At 72.9% G+C, this 15,398-nt stretch carries 9 protein-coding genes; 3 read left to right on the forward strand and 6 right to left on the reverse strand.

Annotated elements, in window-relative coordinates; all coding sequences use genetic code 11:
* Positions 1-151 precede the first annotated feature (151 nt).
* On the forward strand, positions 152-1,942 hold the full coding sequence (locus ABVN73_RS11675; RefSeq protein WP_353858134.1) for a hypothetical protein: 1,791 nt from the start codon (positions 152-154) through the stop codon (positions 1,940-1,942).
* A gap of 20 nt (positions 1,943-1,962) precedes the next feature.
* Here ABVN73_RS11675 and ABVN73_RS11680 read toward each other — a convergent pair whose 3' ends face one another.
* The 5 genes from ABVN73_RS11680 to ABVN73_RS11700 form a co-directional block, all read right to left on the reverse strand.
* Positions 1,963-3,261: a folylpolyglutamate synthase/dihydrofolate synthase family protein gene (locus ABVN73_RS11680; RefSeq protein ID WP_353858135.1), complete on the reverse strand. Its 1,299-nt coding sequence runs from the start codon at positions 3,259-3,261 to the stop codon at positions 1,963-1,965.
* Between the two features lie 7 nt (positions 3,262-3,268).
* Entirely contained in the window at positions 3,269-4,249 is a 981-nt protein-coding gene (gene accD, locus ABVN73_RS11685) for an acetyl-CoA carboxylase, carboxyltransferase subunit beta (protein ID WP_353858136.1), read from the reverse strand.
* Positions 4,250-4,311: 62 nt separating this feature from the next.
* On the reverse strand, positions 4,312-5,166 hold the full coding sequence (trpA, locus tag ABVN73_RS11690) for a tryptophan synthase subunit alpha (protein WP_353858137.1): 855 nt from the start codon (positions 5,164-5,166) through the stop codon (positions 4,312-4,314).
* Positions 5,163-6,380 (reverse strand): tryptophan synthase subunit beta, encoded by a 1,218-nt coding sequence (trpB, locus tag ABVN73_RS11695; protein WP_145675084.1) that lies wholly within the window; start codon positions 6,378-6,380, stop codon positions 5,163-5,165. Before trpB ends, trpA begins: the two co-directional genes overlap by 4 nt.
* Before the next feature lie 173 nt (positions 6,381-6,553).
* Entirely contained in the window at positions 6,554-7,603 is a 1,050-nt protein-coding gene (locus tag ABVN73_RS11700; protein ID WP_353858138.1) for an amino acid ABC transporter substrate-binding protein, read from the reverse strand.
* 202 nt (positions 7,604-7,805) lie between these two features.
* Here ABVN73_RS11700 and ABVN73_RS11705 point away from each other — a divergent pair, with 202 nt between their 5' ends.
* Both ABVN73_RS11705 and ABVN73_RS11710 read left to right on the forward strand, forming a co-directional pair.
* Positions 7,806-11,474 carry an ATP-binding protein gene (locus ABVN73_RS11705; protein ID WP_353858139.1) on the forward strand — a complete coding sequence of 1,223 codons (3,669 nt, stop codon included), beginning with the start codon at positions 7,806-7,808 and terminating at the stop codon, positions 11,472-11,474.
* Positions 11,475-11,577: 103 nt separating this feature from the next.
* Positions 11,578-14,004 (forward strand): PAS-domain containing protein, encoded by a 2,427-nt coding sequence (locus tag ABVN73_RS11710; RefSeq protein WP_353858140.1) that lies wholly within the window; start codon positions 11,578-11,580, stop codon positions 14,002-14,004.
* A gap of 10 nt (positions 14,005-14,014) precedes the next feature.
* Here ABVN73_RS11710 and ABVN73_RS11715 read toward each other — a convergent pair whose 3' ends face one another.
* The gene (locus ABVN73_RS11715) at positions 14,015-15,376 is read right to left on the reverse strand and encodes an NAD(P)/FAD-dependent oxidoreductase (protein ID WP_353858141.1); all 1,362 of its coding nucleotides are present in this window, start codon (positions 15,374-15,376) and stop codon (positions 14,015-14,017) included.
* Positions 15,377-15,398 lie beyond the last annotated feature (22 nt).

A 15,398-nucleotide genomic window follows, 5' to 3' on the forward strand; every position in this document is an offset into this window, starting at 1 on the left:
CGTCTCCTGGCCGTCTCCTGGCCGTCTCCCGGCCGTCTGCGGCGGCCCGTTGGGACGGCCGACCGAAAAGGTCACCGCCGGCAGCGGCACGGCGGGCGGGGCGGCCGGCGAATCCGCTGGGCATGGGCCCGCCGCTGCGTATACTGCGCCCATGGCACGCATGCTTTACCTGCGCGACATCGAGGTCGATGTGCACGTCCGCTGCCGCGCCTGCGGCCACGAGGGCGTGCTGCCGCGCGCGGACATGAACCGGCGCTTCGGCCCCAATTATCCGGTCCTGTCCATCGCCCCCCATTACCGCTGCTCGCGCTGCAACTCCCGCGACACCGAAAGCCGCCCGGCGCCCCCGCCCTTCTCGACGCCCGTGACGGCGGCGACCGCGCAGGAGGACGCCCCGTCCTTCGCCGGTCCGCTGGCCGCCCTGCAGGGATTGCTCGACGCGGTGCGGGGCCGTGGCGATGCGATGGGCGAGCCGGAGGAGAACGCGACCCCCGTCCCCGCCGCTTGGCCCGCCGCCGCCGCGCTGGATCCGGATTTGGATCTGGAGTTGGAACGGCTGGCCGCCGACGGCGACGCCGCCCCCGAATCGGGCCGCCGCCCCCTGTGGGAGCCGGTGTCGCTCGCCGATCTCGCGGGCCATGATGACGTTGGCGACGACGATGGCGATGGCGCGGCCGCCTCCGCCGAGTGGGACGACGACGAGGATTGGAGTCCGCGCCGCTGGTCGCTCGCGGACCGGGACGCGGATGAGGCCGGGGACGACGAGCACAATCGGGTCGAGGCCGCGCCTCCGGCCCCGCCCCCTCGGGCAAGCCAACCGGCCGCCGCGGGCGATCCGGACGATGACGCGTCCCGCTCGTTCGACCGCACCATCGCGGCGCTGCGCAGCATCCTGGACGGCCGCGGCGATGCCGCCCGCGCGGAGGAACCGGCCGCGCCGCCGGTCCCGTTTCCGCCGCCCGGGTTGGCCACGGCCCCTGTCTTTTCGCTCAAGGACGCCGCCGATTCCCGAGACGACGAGCCCGAAGCCGCCGAGAACAAGGCTGACGATTTCGACGGGCCGGACGGGGACGATGAGGCGGAGCCGTCCACCGACGACATCCTGGGCTTCGCCATCCGCGACCCGGACAAGGCCCCGCCTCCCTGGGAACGCGCCCGGGAGCGCGACAGCGCCCCGACCGGCAGCGATCCGCTGGACCGCACCATCGCCGCCCTGCGCAGCATGGTGCAGAAGGCCGCCGCCGACCGCGACGAGGATGATGACGCGGGAACGCTCCGTGGCCGTCCGGACGACCAGGAGGATCGCGACCACGGGGTGGTGACTCCGCTGTTCGGCCGGTCGCGCTCGCCGGTCCTCGACGATCCCGAGGATCGGGAGGAGGACGCGGAGGAGCGGCGGGACGACGCCGACGACGCCTTCTGGAACCGCGCCGACGACTCTGCCGACGACGAGGACGACGCCGCCGACCGGGAGGACGAGCCGGACCAGGACCGCGCCCCGGTTCAGCGCAAGTCCTCCCAGGAACAGGAGATGGAGGAGGCGCTGCGCGCCCTGCGCGCGCTCGTCGAGGCGGAGAGCGATCTCGACGACCCGCCCAGCCCGGCCTGGAAAAGCGATGCGCCCATCCGTCCCGAGGCGGACGCCATGCCCGGCTTCAAGCCGCTGCCGCGCCGCGCGCCGGAAGCGGCCCTGGAAGAGGACGAAGACGACGAGCCTCTGGATCTCGTCGCGCCGGTTCCGGCGGCCGAACCGGAAAAGCCCAGGTTGGAAACGCCTGGCCTGGAAACGTCCAGGCCGGAGAATCCCAAGCCGGACGCCGGACGGCGACCGGACGGCGCCGAGTCCGGGAAGAAGGCGGCCAAGGACGATTCGGGAACGCTCGGCAAGACCCTCGCCGCGCTGCGCAACATGCTGGAGCTGGACGGCAAGCAGGGGCGCTGAAGCCCCCGCCTGCCCGCAACTCAGCCGTTCTCCGCCAGGACCGTGCCCGCCAGATAGAGCGAGCCGCAGATCAGCACACGGGCCGGCCCATCGACCCGTGCCTTCAGGTTTTCCAGCGCCGCCGCCACATCCGCCGCCCCCGCGCTGTCGGCAATGCCGCAGGCGCGGGTGGCCGCGGCGGTGTCCTCGGCCGTCAGCGAGGCATCCTCGCCGGGGATGGCGACGGTGCGGGCGGCGGTGACGAAGGGCGCCAGCGGCCCCAGGAACTCCTTCGGCTCCTTGCTCGCCAGCATGCCGTAGACCAGCAGCAGGGGCCGCTTCGGCTCCTCCTCCGCCCAGCGCGCGGCCTGGACCGCCAGCACCTCGCCCGCCGAATCGTTGTGGCCGCCGTCCAGCCACAGCTCCCAGCCGGCGGGCAGGGCCTCGGCCAGCGGGCCGCGGGTCAGCCGCTGCAGGCGGGCGGGCCACTCCACGGCGGCAAGGCCGCGGCGCACCGCCGCGTCGTCGACCTTGACCGGCAGATGGTCCAGGCAGGCCAACGCCACCCCGGCGTTGACGATCTGGTGCGCCCCGGCCAGCCCCGGCAGCGGCAGCTCGATGCGGCGGCGGGCGCTCTCGAAGCGGAAACCGCTTTCGGTCGGCGTGACCGACCAGCCATGGACCGGCGCGCCCACCGTCTCGGCGCGGATGGCCAGGGTGTGGGCAGCCTCCTCCGCGGGCTGCGGGAAGATCACGGCGGGGACGCCCGGCTTGAAGATGCCGGCCTTCTCGCCCGCGATGGCCTCCAGCGTGTCGCCGAGGAACTGGCGGTGGTCGTAGGAGATGCGCGTGATCGCGGTGACCGCCGGGCGGTCCACCACGTTGGTGGCGTCGAGCCGCCCGCCCAGCCCGGTTTCCAGAAGCACCACGTCCGCCGGCTCCCGCGCGAAGGCGAGCAGGGCGGCGACCGTCGTCACCTCGAAGAAGGTGATCGGCCCGCCGCCGTTGGCGGCCTCGCACTCCTCCAGCAGGGCGGCCAGCCGGTCGTCGTCGATCAGCGTGCCGGCCAGCCGGATGCGCTCGTGGAAGCGCACGAGGTGCGGCGAGGTGTAGACATGCACCCGCAGCCCGGCGGCCTCCAGCATCGCCCGCAGGAAGGCGAGCGTGGAGCCCTTGCCGTTGGTGCCCGCCACATGGACCACCGGCGGCAGGCGCCGCTCCGGATGGCCCAGCGCGGCGAGCAGCCGGTGCACGCGGTCCAGCGACAGGTCGATGACCTTGGGGTGCAGCCCCTTCAGCCGGTCGAGAACCGGATCGGCGAGCGACTCAGCGAGCGGCATGGCGGGATCAGGCCGGCTGCTCGGAGCCGGTCCTCTCGGCGCCCGCCTGGGCCGGCGTCTCGTCGGCGGCCTCGGCCTGGCTGCGCGGCTCCTCCGCCTGGGCGGCCGCGGCCGGCAGCGCTTCCGGCGCCACGGCCAGGACCGGCTGCATCAGCAGGGTCAGGACGCGCGACAGGGTCGGGCGCAGGTCGCGGCGATGGACGACCATGTCCACCATGCCGTGCTCCTGCAGGTATTCGGAGCGCTGGAAGCCCTCCGGCAGGGTCTCGCGGATCGTGCTCTCGATCACGCGGGCGCCGGCGAAGCCGATCTGCGCGCCCTTCTCGGCGATGTGGATGTCGCCGATCATCGCGAAGGAGGCGGTGACGCCGCCGGTCGTCGGGTCGGTCAGCACCACGATGTAGGGCAGGCCCGCTTCCTTGACCATCTCCACCGCGATGGTGGTGCGCGGCATCTGCATCAGCGACAGGATGCCTTCCTGCATGCGCGCCCCGCCCGAGGCCGGGACGACGATCAGCGCCGCCTTCTGGGCGATGGCGGTGCGGGCGGCGGCCAGGATGCCCTCGCCCACCGCGATGCCCATCGAGCCGCCCATGAAGCCGAAGTCGAAGGCCGCGACGACCGCCGGCTGCCCGCCGATCAGGCCGGAGCCGACGACGATGGCGTCGTGCCGGCCCGTCTTGGTCTGGGCTTCCTTCAGGCGGTCGGTGTAGCGCTTCTGGTCGCGGAACTTCAGCGGATCGACCACCGACTTCGGCAGCTCGACCGACTGGTAGTCGCCCTCGTCGAACATCGAGGCCAGCCGCTTGATCGGGTCCAGCCGCATGTGGAAGCCGCAATGCTGGCAGACGTTGAGGTTATCCTCCAGATCGCGGTGGAAGAGCATCGCCTCGCAGCTCGGGCACTTGTGCCAGAGGTTGTCGGGAACCTCCTTGCGGGCATAGAGGGCGCGGATCTTGGGACGGACGTAGTTGGTAAGCCAGTTCATCGAATTCTTCCTGATATCCCGCTCAGCCGGCGCTCTCGGCCCGGCGATCTAGGCCCGCGCTCTCAGACGCGCGCGCCGCGCACGCCGCCGGCCAGTTCCCGGACGAAGCCCAGCACATCCTCGGCCAGACCCGCACGGGCCTTGCCGTCCGCGTCCAGCCCGCTGGCCAGCCGCGTGACGATGGCCGACCCGACCACCGCCGCGTCGGCGACGCGGGCGACGTCGGCCGCCTGTTCCGGCGTCTTGATGCCGAAGCCGACCGCCACCGGCAGGTCGGTGTGGCGCTTCAGACGCTCCACCGCGGCGCCCACCGCGGCGTTGTCGGCGCTGGCCGCACCGGTGATGCCGGCGATCGACACGTAATAGACGAAGCCCGAGGTGTTCTGGAGCACCGCCGGCAGGCGCCTGTCGTCGGTGGTCGGCGTCGCCAGACGGATGAAGTTCACCCCGGCCTTCAGCGCCGGGATGCACAGCTCCTCGTCCTCTTCGGGCGGCAGGTCGACGACGATCAGCCCGTCCACCCCGGCCTCGATGGCGTCGGCCAGGAAGCGGTCCACCCCATAGGCGTGGATCGGGTTGTAATAGCCCATCAGGATCACCGGCGTGTCGGCGTCCGTTTCGCGGAAGCCGCGCACGAGGTCCAGCGTCTTGCGCGCCGTCGTCCCGGCGTGGAGCGCGCGCAGGCTGGCCGCCTGGATCGCCGGGCCGTCGGCCATCGGGTCGGAGAAGGGAAGCCCCAACTCGATCAGGTCGGCGCCCGCGGCGGGCAGGCCGTGCAGGACGGCGCGGCAGGTCTCCAGATCCGGGTCGCCCGCGGTAATGAAGGTGACGAGGCCGGCGCGGCCCTCCGCCTTCAGCGCGGCGAACCGCCGGGCGATGCGGCCATTGTCAACGGACTGGTCGTTGAGGGCGCTCACAGCTTCACTCCCAGATGCTGGGCGACGGAGAAGATGTCCTTGTCGCCGCGGCCCGACAGGCAGAGCACCATCAGGTGGTCCTTGGGCAATTTCGGGGCGCGCTTGACGATCTCCGCCAGCGCGTGCGCCGATTCCAGCGCGGGGATGATGCCCTCGGTGCGGGCGCAGAGCTGGAAGGCGTCCAGCGTCTCCTGGTCGGTAGCCGACACATACTCGACGCGCCCGATGTCGTGCAGCCAGGAATGCTCCGGCCCGACGCCCGGATAGTCGAGGCCGGCGGAGATGGAGTGGCCCTCCAGGATCTGCCCGTCCTCGTCCTGCAGCAGGTAGGTGCGGTTGCCGTGCAGCACGCCGGGGCGCCCGCCGGTGATCGAGGCGGCGTGGGCCAGCGGCCCCTTGTCGATGCCGTGGCCGGCGGCCTCGACCGCGACCATCTGCACCGACGGATCGTCGAGGAAGGGATGGAACAGGCCGATGGCGTTGGAGCCGCCGCCGACGCAGGCGACGAGGCTGTCGGGCAGGCGGCCCTCCAACTCCTGCATCTGCACGCGCACCTCGTCGCCGATCACCGACTGGAAGTCGCGGACCATGGCGGGATACGGGTGCGGGCCGGCGGCCGTGCCGATCAGGTAGTAGGTGTCGGCGACGTTGGTGACCCAGTCGCGCAGCGCCTCGTTCATCGCGTCCTTCAGCGTCCGCGCGCCGGAGGTCACCGGGACCACCTCGGCCCCCAGCAGCTTCATGCGGAAGACGTTGGGCTGCTGGCGGGCGATGTCGGTCTCGCCCATGTAGATGACGCAGGGCATGTCGAACAGCGCGCAGACCGTGGCGGTCGCCACACCGTGCTGGCCGGCGCCGGTCTCGGCGATGATCCGCTTCTTGCCCATGCGGCGGGCGAGCAGGATCTGGCCGATGCAGTTGTTGATCTTGTGCGCGCCGGTGTGGTTCAGCTCCTCGCGCTTGAAGTAGATCTTCGCGCCGCCGAGCTTCTCCGTCAGGCGTTCGGCATAGTAGAGCGGGTTCGGGCGGCCGACATACTGCTTGAGATGCTCGCGGATCGCGCCGTCGAAGGCGGGGTCGGCCCGAGCCTCGCGGTAGGCTTTCTCCACCTCAAGGATCAGGGGCATCAGCGTCTCGGCGACGAAGCGTCCGCCATAGATGCCGAAATGCCCGCGCTCGTCGGGACCGGAACGGTAGGTGTTGGGTCTGGTCATGGCCTGGGAAACTGCCTGAAGCGGGCCGCGCGGCGCCCGGAAGGCGCCACCATAGCGGCGGTTCGCACGGATTTGAAGCGTTCGCCGAACCTTTCGCCGAACATGCCCACAACATGGGAAAAGCCACGGCGAAGGCAATGAGGCGACTCGGCATGGCAGAGCGCCGCCCGCCCTCACCCCCCGAGAGGCGGGGCGTAATGGAGGCCGCCGTTCATCCAAAGCCCGTTCATCCCGCGCTCGATGCCCAGCGGCGAGGCGGCGCCCAGATGGCGGTCGAAGATCTCGCCGTAATTGCCGACCTGCGTGACCACGCGGAAGGCCCAGTCGTCGTCCAGCCCCAGCCCCCAGCCGACCCCGGCGGCCGCCCCGAGGAGCCGGCGCACCTCCGGGTCCTGCGCCTCCCCCTTCAAGCGGGCGGCGTTGGCGGCGGTGATCCCCTTCTCCTCGGCCAGGACGGTGGCCAGGAACACCCAGCGCACGATGTCGAACCACCGCCGCTCGTCCGGGCGGACCATTGGCCCCAGCGGCTCCTTGGAGATCGCCTCCGGCAGGATGACGTAGTCCTCGCGCTCGGGGGCCTTCAGCAGGCGCTGGGCGTGCAGGCCGATGCGGTCGCTGGTGTAGAGGTCGCAGTGGTGGTTGAAGAAGGCCGACAGCGCCCCCTCGGTCGAGCGCACCGGCTTCAGGCGGAAGCGCACGCCGGTGCGGCCCATCCAGTCCTCCAGGTTGCGCAGGCTGGTGGTTTGCTCGATCACGCAGACGGAGGCGCCGGCCGGCATGTCGGACAGGCGGGCGATGCCCTGGGCGCGATGCGCGATGAATCCCTGGCCGTCGAACAGGTAGACCACCGGGAAGTCGATGCCGAAGGTGGCGTCGCGCTGCAGGGTCCAGGTCGTGCCCTCCATCACCACATCCACCTCGCCGTTGCGCAGGATGGCGAAGCGGTTCTCGGAGTTGGTCTCGACGAACTCCACCCGGTCGGCGTGGCCGGCGACGGCGGCGGCCAGCGCCCGGCACATGTCCACAAAGAAGCCGCGCCAGTGGCCGCTGTCGTCCACCGCCGCCAGACCGGCCCCGCTGGACGAGACGCCGCAGCGCAGCAGCCCGCGGTCGCGCACGTCCTCCAGCGTCTCGGCGCGCGGAACCCCGAACGGCGCGGCCAACGCCGCCGCCAGCGCCACAGCGACCACCGCAACCCGCGCGAAAGACCGGACAAAGCCCATCGGCCACCCCTCCTGCCGCCTGTGCTTCAGCTTTGGTCCGGCAACCTGGGCGGGTCAAGCCCGCCAAGGCCGCCGCGTCCTCCCGCGCAGCGTCCGATTGCGCCGAGGGTGCCCAAAGGGTGCGCCAAAGGGGGGGTGTGAATTGCGCCCGGCCGACGGCCCGTGTTATTTCAGGCGGACGACAAGAAATCGAGGCACGGGCATGCCCCTTCCCCGGCTGGGCGTGGCGTTTCGCATCCTGGCGGGTCTGACCGTGATCGCCGGCCTGACCGCCGCGACCGGCGTGGTGGCCGTCTCCCTCTTCGCCCGTTTCCACCAAGGATTCGAGCAGATCGCCACGGCCAAGGTGCCGGGCCTCGTCAACGCCTCGCAGCTCGCCCAGCAGAGCGGCACGCTGGCCGCCAACGCCCCGGCCTTGGTCGCGGTGCAGAGCCAGTCGGTGCGCGAATCGGTGATGGCCCGGCTGAGCGACCAGATCGCCCTGCTGGAAGACCTGATGACCCGGCTGCGCGACCGCGGCACCGACGTGGCCGACGTGGCGGAGCTGCAGCGCCGCAAGAACGAGCTGGTCGCCAACCTGATGACCCTAAACACCCAGGTGGAGCGCCAGCTCGCCGCCGCCGCGGAGACGGGCGGGCTGGTCGGCCGCCTGATCCAGCTGGCCGAGCGCATCCGCGACGCCGAGCGGTCGCTGCGGGACGAGCCCCCCGCGCGGACCCTGGCCGAGCGGGAGGAGTTCCGGGACGCCGAGCAGCGGGTCGACCTGTGGACGGCGGAGGCGCAGCACGCCATCCTGCTGATGCTCGCCGCCTCCCGCGCCGACCACGAGGCGCGGGTGGACCGGCTGCGGCAGGACTACCGCGCCGCGATGGACCGCGCGGCGGAGGCGGTGTCCGGCCTGCCGCCGGGCCCCGCCTTCGACCTGGAGCCGCTGTACCGGGAGCTGGAGGCGCTGGGGCTCGGGGAACACAACCTGTTCGCCAGCCGCCTGACGGAAATCGGGCTGGCCCGCGCCATCAAGGGGTCAATCACCCGCAACCAGAATGTTTCCGACCGGCTGGTCGGCGCGGTGTCCGACCATTTCCTGGCCATCGAGCAGGACATCGCCGCCCGTTCCGGCGAGTTCGAGCGGGTGATCCGCGACGGCAAGAACGCCATCCTGGCGATGGCCGTGGTCTCGATCCTCGGGGCGCTCGGCATCTTCCTCTACATCCACCGCAACGTGGTGCGGCGGCTGCGCGGGCTCCAGACGGCCATGACCGCGTCGGCCGCCGGGCGGTCCGTCGCCATCCCCACCCACGGGCAGGACGAGATCGCCGACATGGCGCGCGCCCTGCACTATTTCGTCGCCACCATCCGCTCGCGCGAGCACGCCCTGTCGGACAGCGAGCGCCGCCTGCGCGCGATCCTGGAGCAGAGCCCGGTCGGCGTGTCGATCGGGCGGCCCGACGGCTCCGTCGCCTTCGCCAACGCCCGCGCGGCGGAGCTGGCCGGGCTGCCGCCGGACGCCTTCGTCGGGCGCCGCCACGCGCTGGCCCTGCCCGGCGCCACCCTGCAGGGGCGCGCCCTGCCGCAGGACGGCGCCGGGCTGGTCGCCCGCGAGGTCGAGGTGGCGGTGGACCGGCCCGACGGCAGCCGCGTCTGGGCGCTCCAGACCCTCCAGCGCACCGAGTTCGAGGGGGAGCCGGCGATCCTCGCCTGGAGCTACGACATCACCGGCCGCAAGCGCGCCGAGGAGGACCTGCGCCACGCCAAGGAGCAGGCGGAGGTCGCCGCCCGCTCCAAGTCGGAGTTCCTGGCGACCATGAGCCACGAGATCCGCACCCCGATGAACGGCGTGCTGGGCATGCTGGAGCTGATCGCCCTGACCCCGCTGGACGCCGAGCAGACCGAGCTGGTCACCACCGTGCGCGACAGCGCCACGGCGCTTCTGCGGATCATCGACGACATCCTGGACCTGTCCAAGATCGAGGCCGGCAAGCTCGACCTCGACGAGATGGACCTCGACCCGCGCGAGCTGGTGGAGGGGGTGGCGGAGCTGCTGGCCCCGCAGGCCCACCAGAAGGCGCTGCTGCTGGTCTGCGACCTCGACCGCAAGGTGCCCGCGGCGGTGCGCGGCGATCCCGGGCGGCTGCGCCAGATCCTGTTCAACCTGACGGGCAACGCCATCAAGTTCACCGACGCCGGCCGGGTCGTCCTGCGCACCCGGCTGGAACCGTCCGCCGCCGGGCCGGACCGGCTGCGCCTGCGCTTCTCGGTGGAGGACACCGGCATCGGCATCAGCGGCGCCGGCCAGGCCCGCCTGTTCCAGCCTTTCAGCCAGGCCGACAGCTCCACCACCCGCCGCTTTGGCGGGACCGGGCTGGGGCTGGCCATCTGCGCCCGTCTGGTCGAGATGATGGGCGGGCGCATCGGGGTGGAATCGGCGCCGGGCTGCGGCTCCACCTTCTGGTTCACGGTGGATCTGGCGCCGGGCGACCCGCAATCCGCCCCGCGCGACGACACCGACCTCACCGGCCTGTCCATCATCGTGGCCGAGCCCGACCCGGTGCAGCGCTCCGTCCTGATCCGGGCGCTGGAGGACAAGCGCGCCGCCGTCGCCGACGCCACGACGGCGGACGAGGCGGTGGAGCTGCTGACGATGGCCGACGCGGACCTGCTGGTTCTGTCCGACGGCCTGCTGGAGCACCATCCCGACGACGCGCCCGGCGCGCCCAACCCGCGGCTGTCCGCTCCGGCGGTGCTCGCCCGCATCGTCGCCGCCGGGGTCCGCCCGCCGCCCACGCTGCATCTGGTGGACGGGCGGGAGCAGGCCGGCGACTGCCTGCCGGACGCCGGCGAGGACGGCGCGCCGCCCGCCGGGCACACGCCGCGCCACGACCATCTCGGCCGCCCGATCCGCCGCGACGCCCTGTTCCGCCGTCTGGCCGCCCTGGCCGGACGCACCGTTCCCCTGGAGCGCTACTCCGACACGCCGGCCCGCGAGGCCGACGGCGGTCCGGCCGCCCCCGGCATGTCCGCCCCGGGCATGGCCGCCCTCGACGCGCCGGACCCCGCCCCGGTCGCGGCCCCGCCGATGATCCTGGTGGCCGAGGACCATCCGACCAACCAGCAGGTGATCCTGCGCCAGCTCCGCCAGCTCGGCTTCGAGGCCGACCTGACCGGCGACGGGCTGGAGGCGCTGACCGCGTGGCGGGCGCGGCCCTACCGGCTGCTGATCACCGATTGCCACATGCCGCGCATGGACGGCTACGAGCTGTCGCGCCAGATCCGCAGCGCCGAATTGGTCGCCGAGTCGGGCGCCGGGTCGGGCGCCGCCCCCCGTCCGCGCACCGGCATCATCGCCATGACCGCCAACGCCCTGGCGGGGGAGATGGAGCGCTGCACCGCCGCGGGCATGGACGACTACATCGCCAAGCCGGTGACCCTGCGGCAGCTCGCCGCCGCCCTGAACCGCGCGTTCGGCGAGGGCAGCGCCGCGGCCCCCGACGAGCCCCCGGCGCCGGACGCCGCCGGGGCGGAGGACCGGGCGCTGGACCTCGACCATGTCCGCACCACCTTCGGCGCGCTCGACGGGATGGCGCTGGACATGCTGGACTTCTTCCTGGAAACCACCCGCCCGCTGCTGGACGAGGCCGCCGCCGCCCTGGAGCGCAACGACCTGGAGGCCCTGCGCGGCGCCGCCCACACGCTGGCCGGGGCCGCCCGCACGGCGGGGGCCGGGCGGCTGGGCCACAGCGCGTCCTCCCTGGAGCTTGCCGCCCACCGCGGCGATCCGGACGGGGCGGCGGAGGCCCTGGCGGCGGTGCGCGCCGCCTATCCGGCGGTGGAGGCGGCGATCCGCGCCCTGCGGGTCGGGGAAGCGGTGTGAGGCCGTCGGGCCGGGTCGTGCGAAAGGACGGCCCCATCTCCGAAAGTGGCACCACCGCCGGCCCGCCTTGCTCCGCCGGGAGGCGTGGACTAGTCTCACCCGCGTGAGTGTCCTGACCCGATCATACGCCTTCGCCGCGCTGGGGCTGGCGGTGGGAGTCGGCCTGATGGCCGGACCCTCCGGCTCGCCCGCCATGCTGGGCTTCGCCGGCGTCCTCGGCGCCGCCGGCTTCGGCGGGCTGTTCTGGACCGGCCGGGAACGCCGCCGCAGCGACCGGCTGGCCGCCGAGGTGGCGCGCCTGGAGGCCCTGCTGGCCGCCGCTCCCCACGTCTGGTGCGCCTGGGACGCCGACGGCGGGGCCAGCGCGGCGCCGGGCTGCGCCAGGCTGCTCGGCGCCGCGCCGGGACAGGACATCGCGAAGGCCTTCGCCGACGCCGACGCCCCGCGGGTCGCCGAAGCCGTCCGCCGCCTGCGCGCCGCGGGCGAGGGCTTCCGAATCGAGGCGACGACCCGGGGCGGGCGGCGCCTTCTGCTGAGCGGAGTCCGGTCCGCCGAGCCGTCCGCCGGACCGGACTCCGCCAGACCGGACTCCGCCGGATCTCAGGGCAGGACTGAGGCCGGTCATCAGGACGTCGTCTGGCTGGAGGACGTCACCGACCGCAGCGCCGAGCGGGACGGGCTGGCCCGGGGGCGGCGCGACGCCGAAGCGGCCCTGGCCGAGCTGCGCGCGGCGGTGGACGCCCTGCCGCTGCCGGTGTGGCTGCGCGGCGCCGGGCAGACGCTGTCCTGGTGCAACCGCGCCTACGCCCGCGCCGTGGATTCCGAGCCCGCCGCCGTTCCGGACAGCGGTCGGGAGCTGACCGCGGACGGCGCCGGACGCGCCCTGGCGCAGCGGGCGCTGCACAGCGGGGTCGCGCAGTCGGAGCGGGTCTCCGCCGTCATCGGCACCGAGCGCCGCCTTCTGGAGGTCACCGAGGCGCCCCTGCCCGCCCCGGACGGCGGCGGCACGCTGGTCGTCGGCTACGCGCTGGACGTCACGGCGGTGGAGGAGTTGCGCGGCGAGCTGAGCCGCCACCTCGCCGCCCACGCCGAGGTGCTGGAGCGGCTGGGGGCGGCCATCGCCATCTTCGGCGCCGACACGCGGCTGACCTTCTTCAACCAGGCCTACGCCCGGCTGTGGGACCTGGAAGAGTCCTGGCTGCGCAGCCAGCCCACCCACGGCGAGATCCTGGAGGAGCTGCGCACCCGCCGCCGCCTGCCCGAATACGCCGACTACCAGAGCTACAAGCGCGAGCGGCTGAGCCGCTACACCCGCCTGCTGGAGCCGGTCGAGGAGCTGATGCACCTGCCGGACGGCACGACGCTGCGCAGCCTCGCCGCTCCCCATCCGCTGGGCGGGCTGATGCAGATCCTGGAGGACGTGACCAACACGCTGGCCCTGGAATCCTCCTACAACACGCTGATCGCCGTGCAGCAGGAGACGCTGGACAATCTGGCCGAGGGCATCGCCGTGTTCGGCGGCGACGGCCGGCTGAAGCTGTCCAACCCGGCCTTCGCGCGCATCTGGGACCTCGACGACGACGATCTGCTGGGCGAGCCGCACATCTCCGGCCTGTTCGAGCGGATGCGGCCGTTCCTGGAGAATGGCGGCGACTGGGACAGCCTGAAGGACGAGATGATCGGCGCGACTCTGGAGCGCGCCGTGCGCTCGGGCCGTCTGGAGCGGGCGGACGGCTCGGTGGTCGAGTTCTCCACCCTGCCGCTGCCCGACGGGGCGGTGCTGAACAGCTATCTCGACGTCACCGACAGCGCCCGGCTGGAGCAGGCGCTGCGCGCCTCCAACGCCGCGCTGGAGGCCGCCGACCAGCTGAAGAGCGAGTTCATCGCCAACGTCTCGCACCATCTGCGCAACCCGCTGAACGGCATCATCGGCTTCGCCGAGGTGCTGGCGAACCAGTATTTCGGCGAGCTGAACCCGCGCCAGATCGAGTATGTGAAGGGCGTCCTCAACGCCGGCGAGCGGCTGCTGGAGCTGATCGACGACGTGGTCGACATGACCAGCCTGGGCGCCGGGGTGACCACGCTGGACCGCGGCACCGTGGACGTGCCCGACCTGCTGGAGACGGTGGGCGAGCTGACCCGCGAATGGGCGCGGCGCGAGGGGCTGCGGCTCGACCTCACCGCCCCGTCGTCGCTGGGCGAGGCCGAGGGCGACGCGCGGCGGCTGAAGCAGGCGCTGTTCACCCTGGTCGTCGGCGCCATCCGCCACCCGCCGGCGGACCGCCGCATCCTGCTGTCCGGGGAGCGGAGCGCCGGGACCCTGGTGCTGACGGTGGGCAGCGGCAGCGGGCCGGGCGAGGCCGCCCCACCCTCGCGCTACGACCGCAACGACCCGCGCGGCGCCGCGGCGCTCGGCCTGTCGCTGGTGCGCAACGTCATGGAGCTGCACGGCGGGCGGCTGGAGGTCGAGGAATGGCCGGGCCACGGCACCCGCTTCCGCTGCGTCCTGCCGCTCCCGCCCGCCGCCTGATCCGAAACGGTCAGCCCTGGCCGCGCCTCGCGTCCCGGAAGGGCTCGGCCTTCTGCCCATGCGGCGAGGTGACGGCCTCCGCCGCGGCGACCGGGCGGTCGGTGGTGATCAGACGGGCGCCGCGCTGGTAGGTGGCCCAGCGCCACAGCCACTGCAGGGTGACCAGCATCCGCTTTTGGAAGTTCACCAGCAGATAGACGTGGATAATCGCCCACAGCACCCAGGCGAACCAGCCCTTCAGCTTGCGCGCCCCGAAATCGAAGACGGCGGCGCTGCGACCGACGATGGCGGTGTTGCCGCGGTTGCGGAAGCGGAAGGGCTCCAGCGGCTGGCCGCGCAGCAGGCTGGCCTCCAGCCCGCCGCCGAGATGCTCGCCCTGCTGCTTGGCGACCTGGGCCAGACCGGGCAGCGGCTTGCCGTCGTCGCCGGCCAGCGCCGCCGTGTCGCCCAGCGCGTAGACGTCGGGCACGCCCGGCACCGCCATGTCGGCGTTGACCATGATGCGTCCGCTGCGGTCGGTCTCCACCCCCAGCCAGGACCCGGCGGGCGACGCCTTGACCCCGGCGCCCCAGACGATGGCCCCCGCCGGGATGAAGCGCCCGCCGACCGTGGCGCCCTCCGGCGTGATGCTCTCCACCGCCTGCCCGGTCAGCACGACGACGCCCAGCTCCTCCAGCTTGCGGCGGGCGTACTGGCCGAGATCGTCGGGGAAGGTGGAGAGGATGCGCGGCCCGGCCTCGACCAGCAGGACGCGGGCGGTGCGCGGGTCGATGCGGCGGAAGTCGCGGGCCAGCGCGAAGCGGGCCAGCTCGGCCACCGCCCCGGCCATCTCCACGCCGGTGGGGCCGCCGCCGACCACGATGGTGGTCATCAGCGCCTTCTGCCGGGCCGGGTCCTCGCACATCTCCGCCTGCTCGAAATTCATCAGCAGACGAGCGCGGATCCGCCGGGCGTTCTCGATGGTCTTCAGGCCGGGGGCGATCTCCGCCCAGTCGTCGTGCCCGAAATAGCTGTAGGAGGAGCCGGTGGCCAGCACCAGCCGGTCGTAGGGAACGATGCTGCCGTCGGCCAGCTCAACCCGCTTGGCCGCGCGGTCGATCCCGGTCACCTCGCCCATCACCACGTCGATGTTGGGGTGGCGGCTGACGATGCGGCGGATCGGCTCGGCGATGTCGGCGGGCGACAGCGCGGCGGTCGCCACCTGATAGAGCAGCGGCACGAACAGATGATAGTTGTTCCGGTCGATGATGGTGACGCGGATGTTCGTCCCGCCCAGGGCCTCCGCGCAGGCCAGCCCGCCGAACCCCGCGCCGACGATCACGACATGGGGGCGGCTGTCCACGGGCGCGGGTGTGCGGTCGATCTGCGGCACGGCGGCAACCTCCGGTGACGTT

Origin of the sequence: Azospirillum formosense (assembly GCF_040500525.1) — a bacterium.
GTDB lineage: Bacteria > Pseudomonadota > Alphaproteobacteria > Azospirillales > Azospirillaceae > Azospirillum > Azospirillum formosense_A.